At 61.0% G+C, this 11,670-nt stretch carries 10 protein-coding genes; all 10 read left to right on the top strand.

Annotated features, from left to right (window positions below; translation table 11 throughout):
* Window positions 1-41 precede the first annotated feature (41 nt).
* On the top strand, window positions 42-1,481 hold the full coding sequence (locus G5195_RS04095; protein WP_421235878.1) for a DUF1566 domain-containing protein: 1,440 nt from the start codon (window positions 42-44) through the stop codon (window positions 1,479-1,481).
* Window positions 1,482-1,494: 13 nt separating this feature from the next.
* The gene (locus G5195_RS04090) at window positions 1,495-2,064 is read left to right on the top strand and encodes a DUF1566 domain-containing protein (protein ID WP_236365284.1); all 570 of its coding nucleotides are present in this window, start codon (window positions 1,495-1,497) and stop codon (window positions 2,062-2,064) included.
* Window positions 2,065-2,442: 378 nt separating this feature from the next.
* Window positions 2,443-2,847 (top strand): NADH-quinone oxidoreductase subunit A, encoded by a 405-nt coding sequence (locus tag G5195_RS04085; RefSeq protein WP_005344919.1) that lies wholly within the window; start codon window positions 2,443-2,445, stop codon window positions 2,845-2,847.
* A gap of 29 nt (window positions 2,848-2,876) precedes the next feature.
* Window positions 2,877-3,551, top strand: a complete 675-nt coding sequence (locus G5195_RS04080; RefSeq protein WP_005344917.1) for a NuoB/complex I 20 kDa subunit family protein — start codon at window positions 2,877-2,879, stop codon at window positions 3,549-3,551.
* Between the two features lie 2 nt (window positions 3,552-3,553).
* Window positions 3,554-5,359, top strand: a complete 1,806-nt coding sequence (gene nuoC, locus G5195_RS04075; protein WP_005337234.1) for an NADH-quinone oxidoreductase subunit C/D — start codon at window positions 3,554-3,556, stop codon at window positions 5,357-5,359.
* Window positions 5,360-5,439: 80 nt separating this feature from the next.
* On the top strand, window positions 5,440-5,982 hold the full coding sequence (gene nuoE, locus G5195_RS04070; RefSeq protein WP_005337236.1) for an NADH-quinone oxidoreductase subunit NuoE: 543 nt from the start codon (window positions 5,440-5,442) through the stop codon (window positions 5,980-5,982).
* On the top strand, window positions 5,979-7,364 hold the full coding sequence (nuoF, locus tag G5195_RS04065; RefSeq protein ID WP_227340743.1) for an NADH-quinone oxidoreductase subunit NuoF: 1,386 nt from the start codon (window positions 5,979-5,981) through the stop codon (window positions 7,362-7,364). Before nuoE ends, nuoF begins: the two co-directional genes overlap by 4 nt.
* Before the next feature lie 41 nt (window positions 7,365-7,405).
* Window positions 7,406-10,144: an NADH-quinone oxidoreductase subunit NuoG gene (nuoG, locus tag G5195_RS04060; protein WP_111899615.1), complete on the top strand. Its 2,739-nt coding sequence runs from the start codon at window positions 7,406-7,408 to the stop codon at window positions 10,142-10,144.
* Window positions 10,141-11,109: an NADH-quinone oxidoreductase subunit NuoH gene (gene nuoH, locus G5195_RS04055; RefSeq protein ID WP_005337244.1), complete on the top strand. Its 969-nt coding sequence runs from the start codon at window positions 10,141-10,143 to the stop codon at window positions 11,107-11,109. The genes nuoG and nuoH overlap by 4 nt, the downstream gene beginning before the upstream one ends.
* 10 nt (window positions 11,110-11,119) lie before the next feature.
* Window positions 11,120-11,662: an NADH-quinone oxidoreductase subunit NuoI gene (gene nuoI / locus G5195_RS04050; protein WP_005351100.1), complete on the top strand. Its 543-nt coding sequence runs from the start codon at window positions 11,120-11,122 to the stop codon at window positions 11,660-11,662.
* Window positions 11,663-11,670 lie beyond the last annotated feature (8 nt).

Genomic DNA, 11,670 nt, shown 5'->3' with positions numbered 1-11,670 from the left:
TACCGCCCCCGTGAACCTGTGACCGAATCAAGGAATGTGAAGTGAAACCATCCGTACTGGTTATTGCAACCCTCTCAGCCCTGCTCAGCGCCTGTGGCGGCGGGGAAGATAACGCACCACTGGCGATCCCGGACTACCGGGTCGATGTCGCCCTGCCGACTGCCGGTACCCTGTGCGCCGATCTGGATCAGAACTGGCAATGTGATCCTGCCGACCCTGCCGTCAGCGGCGAAGGAGTTGTGGCCCTGGTCAGCCGTTCGGCCAACATCGTCAACTCGCCCCTGCTGTTCGTACCGAGGAGCGGAGGCCTGCTGCTGGCACATCCGGCCGCCAAAGGGGATCCACAACGGCTGCAACCGACCCTGCTCAGCACCCTGTTGCAGAGCCGCATTGCCGAAGGGGTGGCCGCCGATCGCGCACTGACGCAGCTGCTGGCCGATCTCGCGCCGCTGCAACCGGGCAGCGACCGCGCGGCCCTCGCAGGTCTCGGCCAGTTTGATCAGGCGCTGCAACAGGTGGCGATCAGTTTGCAGCAACAGGCCCGCACACGCCTTGCCAACGCCAAGGAGACCCAGTTGCTCACCACCAGCTATCGCGCCATCAGCCTGATGCTGGCGCAATTGGCTCAGGAGTGGCAGCGCAACGGCCAGTTTGCCGAAGAGACCCAAAGCGAGCTGCTGACCCTGCTGGTGCAGCAGCAGCCACGCAACCTGCTGACCGTCACCGGCGTCACCACCTTCAGCGATGGCAACGACCCGCTGCTGGAACAGGAACCCGCCGACTATCCGGGACAAGATGCCAGCTGGAATCGCACTCGTCCCCAGCTTGCCTATCGCAAACTCGATGATCGCGGTCATGTTCTCCCCGACAACGCGCCGAGCTGGCAGTGCGTCAAGGATCTCAATACCGGTCTGGTGTGGGAGGTCAAATCGGATGATCCCTTGAGTCCTGACTGGAAAAGCAGACCCTTTGCCTATGAGGATGAGCAGTTCAAGGCGACCACAGGCGAGCAGCAAGCGGCCTACCAGCATATTCATAACAGGATCGAACAGCTCACCGCCGAAGGGGACCTGGCAGCCCTCGCCAGGGCCCAGGCGCTGACCACCCTGCTGACCACCCGCGCGTATCAGCAGTGGCTCAATGGCAAGCAGCGCTGTGGCATCAGCCAGTGGCGGCTACCCACCATGGGTGAGCTGATGTCACTGATGCACTACGGCAGCTTGGCCAGGGACCCGCTGGGTCAGCGCATCATCGTGGATACTCGTTACTTCCCGGATATCGCCCCCTCGGAAGAAGGCTTCTTCCATGGTTACTTCTGGAGCGCCACCAGCAACACAGCTCAGCGCTTCTCCGGTGGCCCCATCAGCAAACGCACTGCCCTGTTCCTGGGAGACGATGCGGGCACCACCTATCCCGCGCTGGTGCAGCAAGATACCTATATCGAACTGATGCAGGTACGACTGGTCGCCACTTCCCAATAATCCGAGGAATATCATGAGCCTTTATCGCTTTTCGTTCGCCATGCTAGCACTGCTGGCCCCCCTGGCCCACGGTGCTGCCATTTGTGATGACACCATGGATCGCACCGCCCCCTCTGCCCGTTTTCTTGACCATGGCAACGGCACCGTCACGGATCAACACACCGGCCTCACCTGGATGCGCTGCAAACTGGGGCAGACATGGAGTGGCAACAGTTGCCTGGGGGAACCGACCGTTTACTACTGGCAGCAGGGGTTGCAAGTGGCGGAGCGGATCCGCAGTGACAGCAGCCATGCTCTCTATCACTTCGGCGGTATCAGCCAGTGGCGCCTGCCCGACATCAAGGAGCTGGCGACCCTGGTCGAGCATGCCTGCTACCAGCCCTCTCTCAATGAAGCCATTTTCCCGCGCGCCATGGCGGGGGGCGGTAAAGAGGTCAATGAGGGCTATGTCTATCTGATGAGCAGCACGGTAACCTCCGCCAATGGTCAGCGGGCGTATCTGGATATCACCTCGGGAGATATCGGTCTTCGCTCCATTGGCGCCTACCCGGATCAGGTCTTGCTGGTCGCCAATAAACCCTGACCGCCCCACGCTCGAAACCGGAACGCGATGACAGGAGAGGCTTGAAAGCCTCTCTTTTTATTGCTCTTGCCGTCCCCCCTACCTCACCCGCCATCACGCTCTTCTCCCGCCTGTGCCCCCTGCCCGCGATACCGATCTGATCCTGCTCCGCACGCGACATACCCCTTTCAGGTGATGGCGAGGAGCAACTCTCTGCGCTTTCCAGGCTTTTCTCGCCCACCATAACCAACAAAAAAGTGCGCTTCTTAACAAAATTTAATTACCGGTTAACCGATTAATAATTAACCCGTAAAAATGACATGTAAATCAGTGCGAAAGTGTCATAATGCGTAACATTATTGTTAAGTCACTTGATTAATTTGGTTAGGAAAAACCTCTATGTTTGCTGATATTTCTGCTCAACATTGGGCTTTTGCCATTTATGTCATCGGTGCCATCACCATCTGTCTGGTAATGATAGGCCTCGCCGCCCTGCTGGGCGGTCGTGCCTACGGCCGCACCAAGAACAAGCCATTTGAATCTGGTGTCGACTCGGTCGGCAGTGCCCGCCTGCGTTTTTCCGCCAAGTTCTATCTGGTCGCCATGTTCTTCGTCATCTTCGACGTCGAGGCGCTCTACCTGTTTGCCTGGTCTGTCTCCGTGCGGGAGAGTGGCTGGGTCGGCTTTATTGAAGCCACCATTTTCATCGGACTGCTGCTTATCGGCCTGATCTACCTCTGGCGCATCGGCGCACTGGACTGGTCACCGCGCAAACCGCAGCTGAACAACAAAAACAGTGATTGAACCACAGACCCTTTCCTTGAGGTTGCACCATGAAGTACACCCTGACCCGGATTGACCCGGATGCACCCGTTGAGCGCTACCCCCAGGAGCAGCGCCAGACCGTCGATGACCCACTGGCGCAAGAAGCGACGCGCGGCATCATGATGGGCCGCCTCGAGGAGGTGCTGCAAGACACAGTCAACTGGGGCCGCAAAAACTCCCTCTGGCCTTACAACTTCGGCATCTCCTGCTGCTACGTGGAGATGTGTACCGCCTTCACCTCCCCCCACGATGTGGCCCGCTTCGGCGCCGAAGTTATCCGCGCTTCGCCCCGTCAGGCCGATTTCATGGTGATAGCAGGGACCCCCTTCATCAAGATGGCGCCAGTCATCCAGCGCCTGTATGAACAGCTGCTCGAACCCAAGTGGGTGATCTCCATGGGGGCCTGTGCCAACTCCGGCGGCATGTATGACATCTATTCAGTGGTGCAGGGGGTGGATAAGTTCCTGCCGGTCGACGTCTACATTCCGGGTTGCCCGCCCCGTCCCGAAGCCTTTTTGCAAGCCCTGATGCTGCTGCAGGACTCCATCGGCAAAGAGCGCCGCCCCCTCTCCTGGGTGGTGGGCGATCAGGGGATCTACCGTCCCCAGATGCAGGCCGAAAAAGAGCGCAAGCGCGGCGAACGGATCAATGTGACCAACCTGCGCACGCCGGATGAGATCTGACCATGAAACTGACTCGTGATTTTCCCAGCAATTACGCCATGGCCCAGTGGCAGCCCAGCGACCACAAGGATGCCAAAGTCATTGGCGAACTGTTTGCCCACTTCGGGGCCGAGCACTTCACCGTGCAGACCACACGCACCGGCGTGCCGGTGGTCTGGCTCCCCCGCGAACTGCTGCAGGATGTGATGGGCTTTTTGCGCAAGGTGCCCTCCCCGTTTGTGATGCTGTTTGATCTCAGCGCCACCGATGAGCGGCTGCGCAGCCATCGCGACGGTCTGCCCCAGAGCGATTTCACCGTCTTCTATCACCTCATCTCCATCGACCGTAACGCCGATGTGATGTTGAAAGTGGCGCTGGCCGAAAGTGACCTGCATCTTCCCACCATCACCAACCACTTCCCCAATGCCAATTGGTACGAGCGGGAAGTGTGGGATCTGATGGGCATCACCTTCGATGGCCACCCCCATCTGACCCGCATCATGATGCCCAAGAGCTGGCAGGGTCACCCGCTGCGCAAGGATTACCCGGCGCGCGCCACCGAATTCGATCCCTTCATGCTCGATGCCGCCAAACAGGACATGGAGCAGGAGAACCTGCTGTTCAAACCGGAAGAGTGGGGGCTGGCCCGCGGCAACGAGAACGAGGACTACATGTTCTTGAACCTCGGCCCCAACCACCCCTCTGCTCACGGCGCCTTCCGGTTGGTGTTGCAGCTCGATGGCGAGGAGATCCGCAACTGCGTGCCTGACATCGGCTATCACCATCGCGGTGCCGAGAAGATGGGTGAGCGCCAGTCCTGGCACAGCTACATCCCCTATACCGACCGGGTCGAGTATCTGGGCGGGGTGATGAACAACCTCCCCTATGTGCTGGCGGTCGAGAAGCTGGCCGGCATCAAGGTGCCGCAGCGGGTCGACATGATCCGGGTGATGATGGCGGAGCTGTTTCGCATCCAGAGCCACCTCTTGTTCCTCGGAACCTATATCCAGGACGTGGGGGCCATGACCCCGGTCTTCTTCACCTTCACCGACCGGCAGAAGATCTACACCATCATCGAAGCGATCACCGGTGCCCGCATGCACCCGGCCTGGTTCCGTATCGGCGGTGTGGCCCACGACCTGCCGAAGGGATGGCAACGGCTGGTGCAGGACAACCTGCTGAGCTGGCTGCCCAAGCGGCTGATGGATTACGAAAAAGCGGCGATGCGCAACAGCATTCTGCGCGGTCGCACCATAGGCGTCTCTGCCTACACCACCGAGCAGGCGTTGTCCTGGGGCACCACGGGGGCCGGATTGCGCGCCACCGGCCTCAACTTCGACATACGCAAGTGGCGCCCCTACTCCGGTTACGATCAGTTCGACTTTGAAGTGCCGGTCGGCAGCAATGGCGATGCCTACGACAGAGCCACCGTGCGGATCGAAGAGATCCGCCAGAGCATGTCGATCATCGAACAGTGCATGAAGAACATGCCGGAGGGCCCCTTCAAGGCGGATCACCCCCTCACCACCCCGCCGCCCAAAGAGCGCACCCTGCAGCACATCGAGACCCTGATCAACCACTTCCTGCAAGTGTCTTGGGGCCCGGTGATGCCCGCTGCCGAGTCGTTCCAGATGATTGAGGCGACCAAGGGGGTCAACAGTTACTACCTGACCAGTGACGGCTCCACCATGAGCTACCGGACCCGGATCCGCACCCCGAGCTTTGCTCACCTGCAGCAGATCCCCTCGGTGATCAAGGGCAGCATGGTGTCGGACCTCATCGTCTATCTGGGCAGTATCGATTTTGTTATGTCGGATGTGGACCGTTAAGTGATCCGCCATCCCGGCCATGGCCGGGAATCGGGATCGCCGGACGAGCAGTAAAAGGACAAGCCACCAAAGGTCAAGTCATGAGCCAGCAATGTCAGTGTCACAATAATCAGACCCCACAGGGGCAAGGGGCATGCAGCAGCAAACAGGACGACTTCGTTCTGAGCCAGGCTGAACGCGATGCCATCGAACACGAGAAACACCACTACGAAGATCCCCGCGCCGCCAGCATCGAAGCGCTCAAGATCGTGCAGCAGGCCAGAGGCTGGGTACCCGACGGCGCCATTCACGCCATCGCGGCCGAGCTCGGCATTCCCGCCAGCGACGTGGAGGGGGTTGCCACCTTCTATAGCCAGATCTTCCGCCAGCCGGTAGGGCGTCACATCATCCGCGTCTGCGACAGCATGGTCTGCTACATCAATGGCCATGAAGATCTGCTGGCCGGTCTCAAGGAGGTGATGAACCTCGGCCCCGGTCAAACCACCCCGGATGGCCGCTTCACCCTGCTGCCGGTCTGCTGCCTTGGCAACTGCGACAAGGGGCCAGCGATCATGATCGATGACGACACCTATGGCGGCCTCGATCCGGTGACCTTGCTGAAAACGCTGGAGGCTTACCCATGAGCCTGCCGCAGAACAAACTCCTCGCCTCTCTTGGCACCGCCAATCGCACCCCGCGAGCCCCCGAGACCCACCCGCTCACCTGGCGGCTGCGGGATGACGGCCAGCCGGTGTGGCTGGAGGAGTATCAGGCCAAACAGGGCTATGAAGCGGTGCGCAAGGCGCTCGGCCAGATGAGCCCGGACGAGATTGTCAGTACCGTCAAGGATGCCGGTCTCAAGGGGCGCGGCGGTGCAGGCTTCCCCACTGGCGTGAAGTGGGGGCTGATGCCCAAAGACGAGAGCATGAACATTCGTTACCTGCTCTGCAACGCCGACGAGATGGAGCCCAACACCTGGAAAGATCGCCTGCTGATGGAGCAACTGCCCCATCTGCTGATCGAGGGGATGATCATCAGTGCCCGGGCGCTCAAAGCCTATCGCGGCTACATCTTCCTGCGTGGCGAATACGTTGATGCCGCCATCCACCTGCGCCGTGCGGTGGAAGAGGCCAAGGCCGCCGGTCTGCTGGGCAAGAACATTCTGGGATCCGGTTTTGACTTCGAGCTGTTCGTCCACACCGGCGCCGGCCGCTACATCTGTGGTGAAGAGACGGCGTTGATCAACTCGCTGGAAGGGCGCCGTGCCAACCCGCGCGCCAAACCCCCCTTCCCCGCCGTTTCCGGCGTCTGGGGCAAACCCACCTGCGTCAACAACGTCGAGACCCTCTGCAACGTCCCCGCCATTATCGGCAACGGGGTCGCCTGGTATCACGGGCTGGCGCTGCCGGGCTCGGAAGATCACGGCACCAAGCTGATGGGCTTCTCCGGCAAGGTGAACAACCCCGGGGTCTGGGAGCTGCCGTTTGGCATCACCGCCCGCGAGCTGTTTGAAAATTACGCCGGCGGCATGAAGAGCGGCTATCGCCTGAAAGCCTGGCAACCGGGCGGCGCAGGCACCGGCTTCCTGCTGCCGGAGCACCTCGATGCCCAGATGTATACCGCCGGTATCGGCAAGGTCGGTACCCGGATGGGGACTGGCCTCGCCATGGCGGTGGATGACTCCATCAGCATGGTCTCCCTGCTGCGCAACATGGAGGAGTTCTTCGCCCGCGAGTCGTGTGGCTGGTGCACGCCCTGTCGCGATGGCCTGCCCTGGAGCGTCAAGCTGCTACGGGCACTGGAACGTGGCGAAGGGCAATCCGGCGATCTGGCGACTCTGGAACAACTCTGCGGTTTCCTTGGCCCGGGCAAGACCTTCTGCGCCCACGCACCGGGCGCCGTCGAGCCGCTGGCCAGCGCCATCAAATATTTCCGCTCCGAATTCGAGGCCGGGATCAAAGGCAGCGGTGATAACCGCAAGCCGGTCAAAGGGATCCAGCCCAATCTGCTGGGCGAGCGCTGGTAACGACACCACAGATTTCACAAAACAGGTTTCAGGGAAGTTGTATGGCAACCATTTATGTAGACGGCAAAGAGTACGAGGTAGACGGAGCAGATAACCTGCTGCAAGCCTGTCTGTCGCTGGGTCTGGACGTCCCCTATTTCTGCTGGCATCCGGCGCTGGGTAGCGTTGGCGCCTGCCGCCAGTGTGCAGTCAAACAGTATCAGAATGCCGATGACAAACGCGGTCGTCTGGTCATGTCTTGCATGACCCCGGCCACCGATGGCAGCTACATCGCCATCGAGGATGAAGAGGCTAAAGAATTTCGCAAGAGCGTGGTGGAGTGGCTGATGACCAACCACCCTCACGACTGCCCGGTGTGTGAAGAGGGCGGCGCCTGCCACCTGCAGGACATGACGGTGATGACTGGCCACAACAGCCGTCGCTACCGCTTCACCAAACGCACCCACCAGAATCAGGAGCTGGGCCCCTTCATCGGTCACGAGATGAACCGCTGCATCGCCTGCTACCGCTGCGTCCGTTACTACAAGGATTATGCCGGTGGCGAGGATCTCGGGGTCTATGGTGCCCACGACAACGTCTATTTCGGGCGGGTCGAGGATGGCACCCTGGAGAGTGAATTTTCCGGCAACCTGGTGGAGGTCTGCCCCACCGGCGTCTTCACCGACAAGACCCACTCCGAACGTTACAACCGCAAGTGGGACATGCAGTTTGCCCCCAGCATCTGCCAGCAATGCTCCGTGGGTTGCAACATCAGCCCGGGCGAGCGTTATGGCGAACTGCGCCGCATCGAAAACCGCTTCCACGGCAGCGTCAACCACTACTTCCTTTGTGACCGTGGCCGCTTTGGCTATGGCTATGTCAATCTGGCCGACCGCCCGCGCCAACCGCTGCTCAAAGATGGCAACGACCAGCTTACCATCACGGTCGATGGCGCCCTCAACCGAGCCGCCGATGCCCTGCGCACGGCCCGCGACCTCATCGGCATCGGCTCGCCCCGCGCCTCGCTGGAGAGCAACTTTGCCCTGCGCGAGTTGGTGGGTGAAGCCAACTTCTACGCAGGCGTCGAGCAGGCCGAATGGGCCTGTCAGCTGAAGATGCTGCAGATCCTGCAACAGGGCGGCGTGCCGACTCCGAGCCTGCGGGACATGGAAGAGGCTGATGCCATTCTGCTGCTCGGCGAAGATGTCACCATGAGCGCCGCCCGTATCGCGTTGGCGCTGCGCCAAGCGGTCAAGGGCAAGGCTCGCGAGCTGGCTCGCAAGATGAAGGTCGATCTGTGGCAAGTCGCCGCCGTTCAGACCCTGGGTCAGAACGAGCGCTACCCGCTGCTCATCACCAGTCTCGACACCACCCGTCTTGATGATGTGGCGGCCGACAAGCTGCACGCCCCCTATGCTGATCAGGCGCGCCTTGGTTTTGCCATCGCCAATCTGCTCGACCCAGTAGCACCGGCCGTGGCCGATCTCGACCCCGAACAGCAGGCACAAGCGGCTCGCTGGGCCGAACTGCTCGGCAACGCCAGGAAGCCGCTTATCATTGCAGGCTCCACTGCCCGCGAGGTGGCGCTGCTTGAGGCGGCCAGCAACATTGCCCGCGCCCTGAAAGGCCGTGGACAGGAAGCCAGCATCGCGCTGGTTGGCCAGGAGGCCAACTCGCTGGGTCTGGCCATGCAGGGCGCTCAAACCTTGTCAGACAAGTCGCTCGAAGCCGCCCTTGCGCGTATCGAGTCAGAAGAGGGGTTGGCGCTGGTCACCCTGGAGAACGATCTCTACCGCCGCGCGCCGCGCAACCGGGTGGATGCTGCGCTGGCACGGCTGCAATACCTGCTGGTCATCGACCATCAGGCGACCCCGACCGCCAACAAGGCTGATCTGGTGCTGCCAGCGGCCAGTTTTGCCGAAGCCGATGGCACCTTGGTCAATATGGAAGGACGCGCCCAGCGCTTTTTCCAGGTCTATGCGCCCGCCTTCTACAACGCCGATATTCAGGTGCGTGAAGGGTGGCGCTGGCTGGCAGCGCTGCAAGGGGCGATAGAACGCAAGCCGCTGCGCTGGCAGAACTTCGACCAGGTCAATCATGACTGCGCCACCAGCAATCCGCTGCTCGCTACCATGCTGGAAGCGGCGCCCAACGCAGGCTTGCGGATCCGTGGCATGCGGCTGGCCCGTGAACCACACCGCTACAGTGGTCGCACCTCCATGCTGGCGGATCAGAATGTCAGCGAACCGCGGGTAGCGCAAGATCCCGACTCCCCCTTCAACTTCTCCATGGAAGGGTATGCCGGAGCCCGTCAGCCGCTGCCGCAAGTACCGTTCGCCTGGGCGCCGGGCTGGAACTCTCCCTCCGCCTGGAACAAGTTCCAGGATGAAGTGGGTGGCAAACTGCGTGCTGGCGATCCGGGTCGCCGTCTGCTGGAAGCAAGCGAAGATACCCTTGGCTGGTTTACTACCATCCCCTCCCCCTTCAAGGCAGAGGATGCGCTGCAAGTGGTCAATTATGCCCAGCTGTTTGGCGGCGAGGAGCTCTCCGCTCGCAGCCCGGTCATTCAGGCCCGGATGAACGAACCCGAGCTGGTGCTCAATCCCCTTGATGCGCAGCGTCTGGCCCTCCACGGGGGCAGTCAGGTCTCCTTCTCCTGGGGCGGTAGCCACTGGCAACTGCGTCTGCGCCTGAGCGAGCAGCTGAGCGCCGGTCTGGTGGGGCTCCCCCTTGGGTTGAATGGCCTGCCGACGGCCCTGCAACAAGCCTCAATCACTAACCTGCAGGAGGTGATCGCATGAGCGAGTCGCTGATCGATCTGTTGCTGGAGGTGGGCAAAGCACTGATCGTGCTGGTGGGGATCGTGGGGGCTGGCGCCTTCATGAGCTTCATCGAGCGTCGCCTGCTGGCCCTGTGGCAGGATCGCTATGGCCCCAACCGGGTGGGGCCGTTTGGTCTGCTCCAGCTGGCCGCCGACATGATCAAGATGTTCTTCAAGGAGGACTGGATCCCGCCCTTCGCCGATCGCCGGATATTTATCCTGGCCCCCATCATCGCCTTCACTGCCTTTATTCTGGCGTTTGCGGTGGTGCCCATCACCCCCACCTGGGGCGTGGCGGATCTCAATGTGGGGCTGCTCTACATCCTGGCCATCGCGGGGCTGGCGGTCTATGCGGTACTGTTCGCCGGCTGGTCGAGCAACAACAAATACTCATTGCTCGGCAGCTTGCGCGCCTCGGCCCAGACCCTCTCCTACGAGGTGTTTCTCGGGCTATCCCTGATGGGGATTGTGATCCAGACCGGCAGTTTCAACCTGCGGGATATCGTCGAGGCACAGGCAGACTTGTGGAACGTGGTGCCCCAGATTTTGGGCTTTGTCACCTTCCTGTTTGCCGGTGTCGCCGTCACCCACCGTCACCCGTTCGATCAGCCGGAAGCCGAGCAGGAGCTCGCCGACGGCTATCACATCGAGTATGCGGGGATGAAGTGGGGTCTCTTCTTCGTGGGCGAATATATCGGCATCGTGCTGATCTCCTCGCTCATCGTGACCCTCTTCTTCGGTGGCTGGCACGGCCCCTGGCTGCCCCCCTTCATCTGGTTTGCCCTGAAGACCGCCTGTTTCATGGTGTTCTTCATCCTGCTGCGGGCCTCCCTGCCTCGCCCGCGCTTTGACCAGGTGATGTCGTTTGGCTGGAAAGTCTGCTTGCCGCTGACTCTGATCAATATGCTGGTCACCGCGGCAGTTGTACTGATAAGTACGCAGTGAGGCACTCAATATGAAAATTGTAAGCATTATTCAGGGTGTCGGCACCCAGTTACGCAGTCTGGCCATGGTCTTCTCCCATGCCTGGCGGCCCCGTGAAACCCTCAACTATCCGGAGCAGGCAGTCTATGCCGCCCCCCGCTACCGCGGTCGCATCGTGCTGACCCGTGACCCCGACGGGGACGAGCGTTGCGTAGCCTGCAACCTCTGCGCAGTTGCCTGCCCGGTCGGCTGCATCTCGCTGCAAAAATCCGAGCGGGATGATGGCCGCTGGTATCCGGAGTTCTTTCGCATCAACTTCTCTCGCTGCATCTTCTGCGGCCTGTGTGAAGAGGCTTGCCCCACCACCGCCATCCAGCTGACACCGGATTTCGAGATGGGTGAGTATCGCCGCCAGGATCTGGTGTACGAGAAGGAAGATCTGCTGATCAGCGGGCCCGGCAAATACCCGGACTACAACTTCTATCGCATGAGCGGGATGGCCATCGACGGCAAGCCGAAAGGGGATGCCGAAAACGAAGCCAAGCCCATCGATGTCAAGAGCCTGCTGCCCTGAGGAGTCAA

The organism is Aeromonas sp. 601039 (genome assembly GCF_049174415.1).
In the GTDB taxonomy this organism is placed as follows: Bacteria; Pseudomonadota; Gammaproteobacteria; order Enterobacterales; family Aeromonadaceae; genus Aeromonas; species Aeromonas veronii_A.
Note: the sequence above shows the minus strand (reverse complement) of the source record. Positions and strands in the feature narration are given on the sequence as shown.

Bases quoted from the DNA above. Each gene is read 5' to 3' on its own strand.
- nuoC (WP_005337234.1), top strand. From the start codon at position 3,554: ATGAAACTGACTCGTGATTTTCCCAGCAATTACGCCATGGCCCAGTGG.
- nuoI (WP_005351100.1), top strand. From the start codon at position 11,120: ATGAAAATTGTAAGCATTATTCAGGGTGTCGGCACCCAGTTACGCAGT.
- nuoH (WP_005337244.1), top strand. From the start codon at position 10,141: ATGAGCGAGTCGCTGATCGATCTGTTGCTGGAGGTGGGCAAAGCACTG.
- nuoE (WP_005337236.1), top strand. From the start codon at position 5,440: ATGAGCCAGCAATGTCAGTGTCACAATAATCAGACCCCACAGGGGCAA.
- G5195_RS04085 (WP_005344919.1), top strand. From the start codon at position 2,443: ATGTTTGCTGATATTTCTGCTCAACATTGGGCTTTTGCCATTTATGTC.
- nuoF (WP_227340743.1), top strand. From the start codon at position 5,979: ATGAGCCTGCCGCAGAACAAACTCCTCGCCTCTCTTGGCACCGCCAAT.
- nuoG (WP_111899615.1), top strand. From the start codon at position 7,406: ATGGCAACCATTTATGTAGACGGCAAAGAGTACGAGGTAGACGGAGCA.
- G5195_RS04080 (WP_005344917.1), top strand. From the start codon at position 2,877: ATGAAGTACACCCTGACCCGGATTGACCCGGATGCACCCGTTGAGCGC.
- G5195_RS04090 (WP_236365284.1), top strand. From the start codon at position 1,495: ATGAGCCTTTATCGCTTTTCGTTCGCCATGCTAGCACTGCTGGCCCCC.